We start from the raw sequence: 13609 nt of genomic DNA on the forward strand, positions 1-13609 counted from the left end.
CCTATGATAAGTAAATTATTAATTAGCACTTTAACATCAATTACCATTATTCATAATGATTTGCAGTAATACAGGGCTACATAGCCCTGATTACATTATTATTATGGTTTTTCAGGCAATTGCACGCGAACATTTATTACTCTTCCATCTGGAATATCGCATAGCTCACCATCATTGTAATAAATGATTTCCCCTGTTGCAATTACGCTTTTGACACGCTTATTTTGAGCAAATCTTGGAGCATCTGTATTTTGACGGTGGTAACATTCAATTGTTATATCTCCGTTGGATGTGTCTACCGATTCATAAACCCAAATAAGATTTAACCCGTTGTTGTCTGCTGGGACAATAGTACCGCTATGAATTACCCGCGCACCATCTTTAGCAAAACCGTTGCAGCCGCTGATACGATATTTCCCTGTATCTATGTGCTTAACAGTAACGCCTTCAGCTTCGCTAGTTAACTCGTAAGTTCCGTCAGGATGAATATCTACAATTGAGCTGGATACTCTGAGATTGCCATTAGCATCGGGACGCGCATTTTTATCTGTCCAAAGCCGGCTAACTTTTGTATCACCGCCCCCATCATGTCCATGGATGAAACTAATACCGGTATGCCCATACTGTGCGATAAATCCAGCCCATACGTCATGCATTCTTGTTACATAACCGCCTGACCATGGATATCCAATGCCACCATGATTTTCACTAAATCTGAATGCATGACCGCCCTGCGGTAATGATCTTATCCATGCTGTAAAATCACTTATATTTGCTTGAGTAACATATTTTGCCTGGATAAATTCAGATCCTTCGGATTTTGTATATGCCCCAATATCCGCCGCAGTCGGTTTATTTTTTGTTGTATAAATATCAATCCAACCTTCCTCAAAACCATAATTATCACGGGCTGAACGATAAGCAATTCCCCCATTCCTGTACCGCACTTTCAACTGAAAAGCGGGGCAACTCCCAACACCATTATTGAAATGAGCAACATGCGCAGAATCTACTCCGGGGTTCAATAAATCATATAATCCTGTATCTGCATTCCAAGGGACTTGGTTATTAACAGAGTATTTTCCTGTTAATCCGAGCCGAAATGCTCCCACATCCCCGGCATTCAGAATGACATCCCCGGTTAACACCTTCCCGTTAATTTTTCTACTATTCGGTACAGCATTAGCAGCCTGATTTACCGTCTCCAACAAACCGATATTCTTCACAAACGCATTTTTATCAGGAATATCTGCACCATTTTGGTTTTTTACTAATCTGCTGTTAGCATTATTATTGACATCAGAAACAAATTTCTGAGTTGCTGCCAATGAATGACTATCGCCTGTTTTATCTGTAAGTTGAACTATTCCTTTTTGGATTAATGAGGCATTTGGAACTGTTGCTGTGATTTTTTGTTCTAAAGCTCTACTTAATTGTGTGATGAGTTTAGCTATGTCCCCATCATCCAGAACATCATCTCCACACTGTGTAGCAATAAAATTAGCCAGTACAGATGATATCGCTGACGACTGACGTAATACCTTATTGAGCAAATGAGTAGTAATATTCTCTGGTGGAAAACCCATTTTTAAAGGCGGGCTTTTTTCATATTTTTCTTGACTCACTACATTAGCATTATTACTAATAGAAAAAGCTTTAAAATCATTCTTAGGATTCATATACTTTCCTCAGATTAAATAATACTATTTTATAATCAACATATTGAATTATTGTAAAAATAATTCCTCCGAAACTTACGCCAATCACAGTCTAGTCCGAGGCAAGAATAATGAAATATTCTTATGACTTAGAAGGTTAACTATTTTTATATAATTGATGAAAATAAATATCCCGACAATTTTTGACCGAAAATATATCCAAACCATTTATATTTATCACATGAAATCTCTCCTTTTATTTCATTATTCTCCAAAAATTAAATTAAGAAGAATTTACCTAACTTTGATTTAATTTAAGAATAGCGCTTTCCATCCCCGGTTTATGACAGAAAATTTTTAACACATGTCACTTAATTATTCATGACTGAAAAATCAAAGTCATTAATTTATCTGATTACTATTCATCATAAAATATTTTTATATAAAATAGTATTATTTGTTACATTTACTCAAAATTAAAGTTACAATATAAAATAATAATAAGGTTTAATTAATAAACATATGTATTTTGACGCGAAAGTTATTATATTCTATTATGAGTTCAAGATATTTTAAGTATAGTGAATGTCTAATTAGCAAGCAGCCCTCGCAGATAATGGCTGAAATAATCATTCAGGAGTCAAAATGCAACAGATAAAAAACAAACCCAGTAATATTACCCCACAATTAATTCGCATGTGGGAAAGAAGCAGCGAACCTTGGGGCGCTAAAGATCGCCAATCAAGGTTTATCTATGCCAACTCCGCTTTTTATCAATTACTCAATCTACCAGAAGATTTCGATATTACCGGGCTTTCTACCGGTGAATTACCTTCTCCTGTTGCAGAATATGCAGAAGCGTTCTACCGTCAGGATCAGAAAGTTATTCAAACCATGCAACGAGTTACTTCATTAGAAACCCATCCATTTGAAGAGCATAGGATTAAGCAAATCTATTTTTGTAATAAATATCCACTTTGTGATGAAGATGGCAATTGTATTGGTATTACTTTTCATATGTGCAAAACTGAAAACTTTTCCATTGCCTATTATTATGAAAAAACCTCTCCGTCAGCACTGCAATTCGTACCACCTAACGACACGCTGACGCAAACTGAATGGGAAGTTCTCTTTCTGACCCTTCGTTCATTGGATGAAGAGAGTATCAGCGAGGAATTAATGATAAGTACGGAAGATGTGGTTAATCATATTCAGTCAATTTACCGAAAATTTAATTTACCATTGCATGCAGAATTAAAAGATTTCTGCAAAGAAAACAAATTTGATCTTTATGTTCCAGAAAGATTTGTCACTATTGGTAGCATAGCGTTAGATCGACCATAAAATTAAATATCAATATCTTAACCCTAAATTTAAAAAGAGGAATGATACTATGAATAGTAAATTAGCCCTTTCTTCCCAAGTAATTAATACATTACAGCAAAGTAATGACCCTTGGGGAATTAAAGATATAAATTCATGTTATATTTATGGTAATTCAGCATCAAAAAAACTTCATAATTTTGAAGAATCGTTTGATTATGAAGGGCTTTATGATGATGAGCTTCCCTGGGCTGGCGCTGAATTTGCCAAAGAATTTATTTCTCACGATAAAAAAGTGATGGAAATAGAACAGAGAGTATGTTCCCTTCAAACACAGATACACGGGAAAGATAAGTTTCTATCATCTTATTTTTTCGCGAAATATCCTCTTTATCATGAAGATGGAAGTTGTATGGGTATTTTATATCACGGTTGGCAAGCTCAGGACTATTCTTTAACCCGTCTATACCATGGAAAACTCCCTGCATCTATTATGTTCCAGCCACCGACTGATTTATTTACTCAGCGTGAATGGGATATTATTTTCCTTCTTTTACAAAAGTATACCAGTAAGCAAATGGGTAAAATGTTAGATATCTCCTATCGCACCGTTGAAACGCATATCGCACGGATATATAGAAAAATTGGTGTTAATTCCAGTTATCAGTTGGAAGAGTATTGCCGGCTGAATGATTATGATCTCTATGTACCAGAAAGATTTGTGCATCCAGAAAGTAAAATGTTTCTTTAAGTCATAGGTTATAAAGGATTTCATATGAATATGAAGAAGAACTATACAATATCGCCTCAGATTATTAACACAATGGAAATAAGCAATGAGCCATGGGGCATAAAATATAGTTCTTCAAATTTTTATAATGGGATGTCCTAAATAAGCCACTGACTCTAGGATATGCAATTAAATTGGCTTTTAAAAAAACCTTGATTCCCGGTGTGGGCTGGAACCTGAAACTCCTGTTCGTTCGGCATCCATAATATCGTTGGCCGATTTTCTCCCGGCTCCCAGAATTCATAATTACCGGTGGCCCAATTCAGCCTCATTATATGAACCAGGCACTTTATCCAGACCAACGACCCCTAAACCGTCATCCTGCTGCTTTCTTCATCTCTGATCCAGCGGAAACGAGCACGAATCGGGGCATGACCAAACTGTTCGGCAATCTCACTCAGGCAATACGGATTTGAAACTACCAACCAACACCCAGAACTGAATAAAAACCCATTGAGACAAATTTCGGGAAATAGGGTAAAGCTCCGGTTGCTACAAATATCTAAGTTGAACTTAAAATACAATTTTATATCTTGTAGCTATACCATTTTAAGTAAGTTTTTTATTTCATTATTCTTCAAAAATTAAATTAATCAGAATTTACCTAACCTTAATTTTATTTAAGTTTAATTATTCCAACAGCCAAAAATTTCAAACCCGGTTTTTGAGTTAAAAAGCCAATATAGTTGATTATGCTGATAATTCCTAAATATGTCTTATCGAATTACAATATCTCGCAGACTCTATTTAAGCAGCATTCTTTAATTAATCACACATTATTTCAATTAAATACTATTTTATTCGCATTATTCTGGCCCAGAGATAACACCTCTTCCTTCATCCTATTACATGTCATCGTTATAAGAGTAGCTCTCTCCATCCCCCAGTTTATGACAGAAAATTCTTAACACATATCACTTAATTACTCATGACTGAAAAATTAAATTCATTAATTTATTTTATAAGTAAACATTATTAAATATTTTCATATAGAATAGTGTTTATTATTATATTTACCCGTAATTAAAGTTCCTATACAAAACAATAATAAGAATTAATTAATAAATATATGTATTTTGACGCGCAAGTTATTATATTCTATTATGTGGTCAAGATATTTTAAGTATAGTGAAGGTATAATTAGCAGGCAGACCTTGCAGATTAACGGCTGAAATAATCATTCAGGAGTCACAATGCAACAGATAAAAAACAAACCCAGTAATATTACCCCACAATTAATTCGCATGTGGGAAAGAAGCAGCGAACCTTGGGGCGCTAAAGATCGCCAATCAAGGTTTATCTATGCCAACTCCGCTTTTTATCAACTACTCAATCTACCAGAAGATTTCGATATTACCGGGCTTTCTACCGGTGAATTACCTTCTCCTGTTGCAGAATATGCAGAAGCGTTCTACCGTCAGGATCAGAAAGTTATTCAAACCATGCAACGAGTTACTTCATTAGAAACCCATCCATTTGAAGAACATAGGATTAAGCAAATCTATTTTTGTAATAAATATCCACTTTGTGATGAAGATGGCAATTGTATTGGTATTACTTTTCATATGTACAAAACTGAAAACTTTTCCGTTGCCTATTATTATGAAAAAACCTCTCCGTCAGCACTGCAATTCGTACCACCTAACGACACGCTGACGCAAACTGAATGGGAAGTTCTCTTTCTGACCCTTCGTTCATTGGATGAAGAGAGTATCAGCGAGGAATTAATGATAAGTACGGAAGATGTGGTTAATCATATTCAGTCAATTTACCGAAAATTTAATTTACCATTGCATGCAGAATTAAAAGATTTCTGCAAAGAAAATAAATTTGATCTTTATATTCCAGAAAGATTTGTCACTATTGGTAGCATAACGTTAGATCGACCATAAACTTAAATATCAATATCTTAGCCCTAAATTTAAAAAGAGAAATGATACTATGAATAGTAAATTAACCCTTTCACTTCAAGTAATTAATACATTAGAACAAAGTAATGACCCATGGGGAATAAAAGATGAAAATTCATGCTGGATTTATGGTAATCAGGCATTTAAAAATCTTCAAAATTTTCCAGATTCGTTTAATTATGAAGGCCATTATGAGTATGAACTTCCCTGGGATGGTGCTGAATTTGCCAAAGAATACATGCTCCATGATAAAAAAGTGATAGAAAGAGAAGACAGAATATGTTCACTGGAAACACATGTATATGGAAAAGAACAAATTCTGTCATCTTATTTTTGTGAAAAAAACCCTATTTACCGTGATGATGGAAGTTGTATAGGCGTTATATTTCATGGTTGGCAAGCTCAGGACTATTCATTAACCCGTCTATACCATGGAAAACTCCCTGCATCTATTTTGTTCCAGCCACCGACTGATTTATTTACTCAGCGGGAATGGGATATTATTTTCCTTCTTTTACAAAAGTATACCAGTAAGCAAATGGGCAAAATGTTGGATATCTCCTATCGCACCGTTGAAACGCATATCGCACGGATATATAGAAAAATTGGTGTTAATTCCAGTTATCAGTTGGAAGAGTATTGCCGGCTGAATGATTATGATCTCTATGTACCAGAAAGATTTGTGCATCCAGAAAGTATAATGTTTCTTTAACCTACAGATTAAAAAGGAGTTTTTCCTTAACATGAAGAAGAACTATACAATATCGCCTCAGATTATTAACACAATGGAAATAAGCAATGAGCCATGGGGCATAAAATATAGTTCTTCAAATTTTTATAATGGAATGTCCTAAGTAAGCCACTGACTCTAGGATATGCAAATAAATTGGCTTTTAAAAAACCTCCCATCTATTATTAATTACCAACCCACTTCTGATGTGGGTAAAAAAGTCATATATTCTACACGCTCAAGCAGTTCATAAGATATCTGCATACTCGTAGGAATATGAAAATCAAGCAGTGTGTATAATTCTTTCCAACCAAACTGATGTTTCGGAGGATGTGACCTCTCAAGTTCACCAAAATGTTCATGAATCCATTGACGAGACATCATAGGAATTAATGGCGGTGGTAATTCATTAAAGAATTGATATGATAATTTATCACTATCAAACAAAATAATTGTTACAACAAATAAAGCCTTATTATCTCTTCTAAATGCTAGATATACATCTTCTTTGATCATATCTAATGATATGTGGTCACTCCCCAAATATCCTTTTTATTTAGTTTTGTAAGGAATTAATCCATCATCAAAAATCTCCTGATAGGTTTTCCCCAAACTATTAATTAGGGCTTCAACGTTGATAGTCATTTACACACAAAATCTGGCGTATGTGGAACAAAACCTATGTTAAACACGGATAGTGGTTTATTGCTCACTATCGCACTATCCGCTGAATTTCTGTTCACCACAAGTCTCGATAATCAAAAGAGATTTGATAATCATAAGCTGATAAATCAATTTGATGACAGAAGTAAGGCTGTAAAGCGCTCACCCATTTAGATTCCACATCAAAGCCGCCATTATTTATATTATCTTCTGTTGATATTCCCAACCCACTAGCCATAACATCAGCATTATCTCCAAAATCCTTGGAATACTCACACCCTTCCCCTAATTCTGTTTGTTTATCAAACCACTCCAATCTTAATTTCAATCCCATTATATACCTCACAAATACTGTTTAATATTTCGTCCTTTGACAGCAGGCTTTAACTCTTTCCCAGTCTTATAATCTACAGAGCAAAGGTGCTCACCATCACTTACCCGGTAAACCTCCAATTCACCATGTTGAGAGTCCCATTCATAAATTCGGCGGCCTTTGCTATCGATCCATCTATCTCGTTTACCACCTCCGCTTTGTTTTGGCGTTTTTTTCTTAGCTGACCGTAACCCAGAAACCCCAGTAATTTCCTCTGTTTTTGGGGCTGGATGATAGTCGTGTCCATCTTGAGGCAATCCATTTCTAGGTTTACTCAAATACACATACACCGGCGGCATATTCGGGATCGGGAAGATCAGAATATAATCGCGGAAATCCTTCTCTTCCGGCATCGGCAACGATTCAATATCGCTGCCCACTTTTTCCGGGATTGGCAATACGGTGATTTGCGACGGAATAAATGGCCGCTCTTCATTCCCGGTATGAGCTGGAACCTGAAATTCCTGTTCGTTCGGCGTCCATAATATCGTTGGCCGATGTTCTCCCGGTTCCCAGAATTCATAATTCCCCGTGGTCCGATTCAGCCTCATCATATGAACCGGCACTTTATCCAGACCACTTTCCGCGCTGACGTGATACCCCTGAACCGTCATCCTGCCGCTTTTTTCATCTCTGATTCAGCGGAAACGCACACGAGTCGGGGCTTTGCCAAACTGTTCGGCAATCTCACTCAGGCGATAGCAGTTTAAGTAGTCTTCTTCGCCTTCATTCAGCTTCGGTGAATAAAACAATCCCATTAACCCGACCGTCAACGGATTTGGGGCCGCCAGCCAGCGCCCGGAGCTGGCAGCGCCACCGCCAATGTAACGCATCACCAGCGCTTCCCCATCCGCTGCCATGCTGCGGGTGGTGGCCGCCACTGCCGTAGCAGCCGCTTCAGCTTTCTCTTTTCCACCGCGAAACCAGCGTTTATACCATGGTAATTTTTTATCCTGCGGCTTATCCGGCTCTGGCGGGGGTTTCTTGCCCTGGGGTGGCGGTTCTGGCTTTTGCGCCGTTACCGGAGCGGGAGATGACGGCACCTGATATATCCCCATTCTGCCAAAGTTATCTGCGGGTTCAGCCTCGGTTCCGGCATCCGTACAACCTTTTCCCCGCTGGCAGGATTTCGTAAACACCGCTATCGGCGGTGGGGGAGCCTGCGTTACAGGCGGTGGACCGGGCTGAACACTTCCCGCCGCTTTCGCCGGAGAAGAGACATTCTGCGCCGCCATATTAGTGGGAGCGACAACCTGCTCAGCAGTCTCATCCTGCTTTTCATAGCTGTCCATTACGGAATTGATCAGCCGGGCCTGACAGGGGCAGGTGCTGACACTATCTAATGTGCCCGCCCATCGCCGTCCCATGCTAAACATGCTGGCTACGCCCCCGACAATCATGTAAGTACCGGAATGTTTACCACAGGTGACGTGATCCCCTTCACGCGCAGTTGCTCGCCCGTTAAATGTGATGGTCTGGTCACCGGTGATGATAACGCCACCACAGGTCGTTTTATCACCAACGAGCAGATAATAGCCTTTTGCCATTCTATTGACTTCCCCATTGATTTACAGTACGAAGAGTGGGTCTAACTAAAATGGTCATCATATCCTTACCACTTATAGGTTAATAGATAATCAATAGTGCAATGAATTTTACTTAAAAAGATATAGGAATATTCCGAAAATTATAGAAATGAGGTTGATTAATGCCGGCAATTCATCATGTTTATTAATATATAAAATACAATTAATTAACAAAAATAGAATATAACAAGCTGACAGGATTGCACGGTAAGTTTTCTCAAGTACTGACCAAAAGACCGGCACGTTGCCATTAATGTTATAAAATGCAAAGAGACAACACTGTCACCCATTTCTGTTTTTTCCTATAATCATCCCCCTTTTTTATTGGGATATTTTTTACGTGCGGGTTCCTTTTCAACTCTCTATTGATGGTTAATTATTTTCAATTAAATGCAATTCATTCTCTTTTTAAAAAGTCTCATTTATTTGATAGGTAGGATTTAAGCTGTGATTAAAAGTTATTTTTGTGAGGCAAAATACCATGTTGTTACAAATATCTAAGTTGAACTTAAAATACAACTTTATATCTTGTAGCTATACCATTTTAAGTAAGTTTTTTATTTCATTATTCTTCAAAAATTAAATTAATCAGAATTTACCTAACCTTAATTTTATTTAAGTTTAGTTATTCCAGCAGCCAAAAATTTCAAACCCGATTTTTGAGTTAAAAAGCCAATATAGTTGATTATGCTGATAATTCCTAAATATGTCTTATCGAATTACAATATCTCGCAGACTCTATTTAAGCAGCATTCTTTAATTAATCACACATTATTTCAATTAAATACTATTTTATTCGCATTATTCTGGCCCAGAGATAACACTTTTTCTATCATCCTATTACATGTCATCGTTATAAGAGTAGCTCTCTCCATCCCCCGGTTTATGACAGAAAATTCTTAACACATATCACTTAATTAATCATGACTGAAAAATCAAATTCATTAATTTATTTTATTAATAATCATTATTAAATATTTTCATATAGAATAGTGTTTATTATTATATTTACCCGTAATTAAAGTTCCTATACAAAACAATAATAAGAATTAATTAATAAATATATGTATTTTGACGCGAAAATTATTATATTCTATTATGTGGTCAAGATATTTTAAGTATAGTGAAGGTATAATTATCAGGCAGACCTTGCAGATTAACGGCTGAAATAATCATTCAGGAGTCACAATGCAACAGATAAAAAACAAACCCAGTAATATCACCCCACAATTAATTCGCATGTGGGAAAGAAGCAGCGAACCTTGGGGCGCTAAAGATCGCCAATCAAGGTTTATCTATGCCAACTCCGCTTTTTATCAATTACTCAATCTACCAGAAGATTTCGATATTACCGGGCTTTCTACCGGTGAATTACCTTCTCCTGTTGCAGAATATGCAGAAACGTTCTACCGTCAGGATCAGAAAGTTATTCAAACCATGCAACGAGTTACTTCATTGGAAACCCATCCATTTGAAGAACATAGGATTAAGCAAATCTATTTTTGTAATAAATATCCACTTTGTGATGAAGATGGCAATTGTATTGGTATTACTTTTCATATGTACAAAACTGAAAATTTTTCCGTTGCCTATTATTATGAAAAAACCTCTCCGTCAGCACTGCAATTCGTACCACCTAACGACACGCTGACGCAAACTGAATGGGAAGTTCTCTTTCTGACCCTTCGTTCATTGGATGAAGAGAGTATCAGCGAGGAATTAATGATAAGTACGGAAGATGTGGTTAATCATATTCAGTCAATTTACCGAAAATTTGATTTGCCATTGCATGCAGAATTAAAAGATTTCTGCAAAGAAAACAAATTTGATCTTTATGTTCCAGAAAGATTTGTCACTATTGGTAGCATAGCGTTAGATCGACCATAAACTTAAATATCAATATCTTAGCCCTAAATTTAAAAAGAGGAATGATACTATGAATAGTAAATTAACCCTTTCACTTCAAGTAATTAATACATTAGAACAAAGTAATGACCCATGGGGAATAAAAGATGAAAATTCATGCTGGATTTATGGTAATCAGGCATTTAAAAATCTTCAAAATTTTCCAGATTCGTTTAATTATGAAGGCCATTATGAGTATGAACTTCCCTGGGATGGTGCTGAATTTGCCAAAGAATACATGCTCCATGATAAAAAAGTGATAGAAAGAGAAGACAGAATATGTTCACTGGAAACACATGTATATGGAAAAGAACAAATTCTGTCATCTTATTTTTTTGAAAAAAACCCTATTTACCGTGATGATGGAAGTTGTATAGGCGTTATATTTCACGGTTGGCAAGCTCAGGACTATTCATTAACCCGTCTATACCATGGAAAACTCCCTGCATCTATTATGTTCCAACCACCAACTGATTTATTTACTCAGCGGGAATGGGATATTATTTTCCTTCTTTTACAAAAGTATACCAGCAAGCAAATGGGCAAAATGTTAGATATTTCCTATCGCACCGTTGAAACACATATCGCACGGATATATAGAAAAATTGGTGTTAATTCCAGTTATCAGTTGGAAGAGTATTGCCGGCTGAATGATTATGATCTCTATGTACCAGAAAGATTTGTGCATCCAGAAAGTATAATGTTTCTTTAACCTACAGATTAAAAAGGAGTTTTTCCTTAACATGAAGAAGAACTATACAATATCGCCTCAGATTATTAACACAATGGAAATAAGCAATGAGCCATGGGAGATAAAATATAGTTCTTCAAATTTTTATAATGGAATGTCCTAAGTAAGCCACTGACTCTAGGATATGCAAATAAATTGGCTTTTAAAAAAACCTTCATTCCCGGTATGGGCTGGAACCTGAAACTCCTGTTCGTTCGGCATCCATAATATCGTTGGCCGATTTTCTCCCGGCTCCCAGAATTCATAATTACCGGTGGTCCGATTCAGCCTCATTATATGAACCAGGCACTTTATCCAGACCAACGACCCCTAAACCGTCATCCTGCTGCTTTCTTCATCTCTGATCCAGCGGAAACGAGCACGAATCGGGGCATGACCAAACTATTCGGCAATCTCACTCAGGCGATACGGATTTGAAACTACCAACCAACACCCAGAACTGAATAAAAACCCATTGAGACAAATTTCGGGAAATAGGGTAAAGCTCCGGTTGTTACAAATATCTAAGTTGAACTTAAAATGCAACTTTATATTTTGTAGCTATACCATTTTAAGTAAGTTTTTTATTTCATTATTCTTCAAAAATTAAATTAATCAGAATTTACCTAACCTTAATTTTATTTAAGTTTAGTTATTCCAGCAGCCAAAAATTTCAAACCCGATTTTTGAGTTAAAAAGCCAATATAGTTGATTATGCTGATAATTCCTAAATATGTCTTATCGAATTACAATATCTCGCAGACTCTATTTAAGCAGCATTCTTTAATTAATCACACATTATTTCAATTAAATACTATTTTATTCGCATTATTCTGGCCCAGAGATAACACCTCTTCCTTCATCCTATTACATGTCATCGTTATAAGAGTAGCTCTCTCCATTCCCAGGTTTATGACAGAAAATTCTTAACACATATCACTTAATTAATTATGACTGAAAAATCAAATTCATTAATTTATTTTATAAGTAAACATTATAAAATATTTTTATATATAATAGTGTTTATTGTTACATTTACCCATAATTAAAGTTCACATATAAAATAATAATAAGGTTTAATTAATAAATATATGTATTTTGACGTGCAAGTTATTATATTCTATTATAAGACCAAGGTATTTTAAGTTATAGTGAAGGTATAATTAGCAGGCAGACCTTGCAGATAATGGCTGAAATAATCATTCAGGAGTCACAATGCAACAGATAAAAAACAAACCCAGTAATATCACCCCACAATTAATTCACACGTGGGAAAGAAGCAGCGAACCTTGGGGAGCTAAAGATCGCCAATCAAGGTTTATCTATGCCAATTCCGCTTTTTATCAATTACTCAATCTACCAGAAGATTTCGATATTACCGGGCTTTCTACCGGTGAATTACCTTCTCCTGTTGCAAAATATGCAGAAGCGTTCTACCGTCAGGATCAGAAAGTTATTCAAACCATGCAACGAGTTACTTCATTGGAAACCCATCCATTTGAAGAACATAGGATTAAGCAAATCTATTTTTGTAATAAATATCCACTTTGTGATGAAGATGGCAATTGTATTGGTATTACTTTTCATATGTACAAAACTGAAAATTTTTCCGTTGCCTATTATTATGAAAAAACCCCTCCGTCAGCACTGCAATTCGTACCACCTAATGACACGCTGACGCAAACTGAATGGGAAGTTCTCTTCCTAACCCTTCGTTCATTAGATGAAGAGAGTATCAGCGAGGAATTAATGATAAGTACCGAAGATGTGGTTAGTCATATTCAGTCAATTTACCGAAAATTTGATTTGCCATTGCATGCAGAATTAAAAGATTTCTGCAAAGAAAACAAATTTGATCTTTATGTTCCAGAAAGATTTGTCACTATTGGTAGCATAGAGTTAGATCGACTATAAACTTAAATATCAATACCTTAATCCTAA

9 protein-coding genes and 4 pseudogenes are annotated in these 13609 nt (G+C 36.1%); 7 read left to right on the plus strand and 6 right to left on the minus strand.

Going from position 1 to position 13609, the window contains the following annotated elements:
- Positions 1–101: 101 nt before the first annotated feature.
- Positions 102–1679 carry a phage tail protein gene (locus ABR397_RS01870; RefSeq protein WP_350304224.1) on the minus strand — a complete coding sequence of 526 codons (1578 nt, stop codon included), beginning with the start codon at positions 1677–1679 and terminating at the stop codon, positions 102–104.
- Between the two features lie 624 nt (positions 1680–2303).
- On the opposite strand from ABR397_RS01870, the gene ABR397_RS01875 reads away from it, so the two are divergent.
- Together ABR397_RS01875 and ABR397_RS01880 are read left to right on the plus strand one after the other, a co-directional pair.
- On the plus strand, positions 2304–3002 hold the full coding sequence (locus ABR397_RS01875) for a PAS domain-containing protein (RefSeq protein WP_350304225.1): 699 nt from the start codon (positions 2304–2306) through the stop codon (positions 3000–3002).
- 49 nt (positions 3003–3051) lie between these two features.
- Positions 3052–3732 (plus strand): helix-turn-helix transcriptional regulator, encoded by a 681-nt coding sequence (locus ABR397_RS01880; protein ID WP_350304226.1) that lies wholly within the window; start codon positions 3052–3054, stop codon positions 3730–3732.
- 191 nt (positions 3733–3923) lie between these two features.
- Here ABR397_RS01880 and ABR397_RS01890 read toward each other — a convergent pair.
- Positions 3924–4229 (minus strand): annotated as a pseudogene (locus ABR397_RS01890) (S-type pyocin domain-containing protein); the annotation flags it as partial.
- 735 nt (positions 4230–4964) lie between these two features.
- Here ABR397_RS01890 and ABR397_RS01895 point away from each other — a divergent pair.
- Positions 4965–5663: a PAS domain-containing protein gene (locus ABR397_RS01895; protein WP_350304227.1), complete on the plus strand. Its 699-nt coding sequence runs from the start codon at positions 4965–4967 to the stop codon at positions 5661–5663.
- A gap of 49 nt (positions 5664–5712) precedes the next feature.
- Positions 5713–6393 carry a helix-turn-helix transcriptional regulator gene (locus ABR397_RS01900; RefSeq protein WP_350304228.1) on the plus strand — a complete coding sequence of 227 codons (681 nt, stop codon included), beginning with the start codon at positions 5713–5715 and terminating at the stop codon, positions 6391–6393.
- Positions 6394–6600: 207 nt separating this feature from the next.
- Here ABR397_RS01900 and ABR397_RS01910 read toward each other — a convergent pair.
- From ABR397_RS01910 to ABR397_RS01920, 3 genes and pseudogenes are all read right to left on the minus strand, one after another.
- Positions 6601–7056 (minus strand): annotated as a pseudogene (locus tag ABR397_RS01910) (DUF6392 family protein).
- Between the two features lie 94 nt (positions 7057–7150).
- Positions 7151–7408 carry a colicin E3-like toxin immunity protein gene (locus ABR397_RS01915; protein ID WP_350304229.1) on the minus strand — a complete coding sequence of 86 codons (258 nt, stop codon included), beginning with the start codon at positions 7406–7408 and terminating at the stop codon, positions 7151–7153.
- An 8-nt stretch (positions 7409–7416) separates the two neighbouring features.
- Positions 7417–8994 (minus strand): annotated as a pseudogene (locus tag ABR397_RS01920) (S-type pyocin domain-containing protein).
- 1227 nt (positions 8995–10221) lie between these two features.
- On the opposite strand from ABR397_RS01920, the gene ABR397_RS01925 reads away from it, so the two are divergent.
- On the plus strand, positions 10222–10920 hold the full coding sequence (locus ABR397_RS01925; protein WP_350304230.1) for a PAS domain-containing protein: 699 nt from the start codon (positions 10222–10224) through the stop codon (positions 10918–10920).
- 49 nt (positions 10921–10969) lie between these two features.
- Complete coding sequence (locus tag ABR397_RS01930; RefSeq protein WP_350304231.1) at positions 10970–11650, plus strand: helix-turn-helix transcriptional regulator; 681 nt, start codon at positions 10970–10972, stop codon at positions 11648–11650.
- Between the two features lie 192 nt (positions 11651–11842).
- Here ABR397_RS01930 and ABR397_RS01940 read toward each other — a convergent pair.
- A pseudogene (locus ABR397_RS01940) lies at positions 11843–12148 on the minus strand (S-type pyocin domain-containing protein); the annotation flags it as partial.
- A gap of 735 nt (positions 12149–12883) precedes the next feature.
- Here ABR397_RS01940 and ABR397_RS01945 point away from each other — a divergent pair.
- Positions 12884–13582, plus strand: a complete 699-nt coding sequence (locus ABR397_RS01945) for a PAS domain-containing protein (protein ID WP_350304232.1) — start codon at positions 12884–12886, stop codon at positions 13580–13582.
- The last annotated feature ends 27 nt before the right edge of the window (positions 13583–13609 follow it).

It is taken from the genome of Photorhabdus viridis, from assembly GCF_040256935.1.
Lineage (GTDB): Bacteria > Pseudomonadota > Gammaproteobacteria > Enterobacterales > Enterobacteriaceae > Photorhabdus > Photorhabdus viridis.

Coding starts and splice junctions, on each gene's coding strand:
- ABR397_RS01925 (WP_350304230.1), top strand. CDS start 10,222: ATGCAACAGATAAAAAACAAACCCAGTAATATCACCCCACAATTAATT.
- ABR397_RS01875 (WP_350304225.1), top strand. CDS start 2,304: ATGCAACAGATAAAAAACAAACCCAGTAATATTACCCCACAATTAATT.
- ABR397_RS01895 (WP_350304227.1), top strand. CDS start 4,965: ATGCAACAGATAAAAAACAAACCCAGTAATATTACCCCACAATTAATT.
- ABR397_RS01930 (WP_350304231.1), top strand. CDS start 10,970: ATGAATAGTAAATTAACCCTTTCACTTCAAGTAATTAATACATTAGAA.
- ABR397_RS01900 (WP_350304228.1), top strand. CDS start 5,713: ATGAATAGTAAATTAACCCTTTCACTTCAAGTAATTAATACATTAGAA.
- ABR397_RS01915 (WP_350304229.1), bottom strand. CDS start 7,408: ATGGGATTGAAATTAAGATTGGAGTGGTTTGATAAACAAACAGAATTA.
- ABR397_RS01945 (WP_350304232.1), top strand. CDS start 12,884: ATGCAACAGATAAAAAACAAACCCAGTAATATCACCCCACAATTAATT.
- ABR397_RS01880 (WP_350304226.1), top strand. CDS start 3,052: ATGAATAGTAAATTAGCCCTTTCTTCCCAAGTAATTAATACATTACAG.
- ABR397_RS01870 (WP_350304224.1), bottom strand. CDS start 1,679: ATGAATCCTAAGAATGATTTTAAAGCTTTTTCTATTAGTAATAATGCT.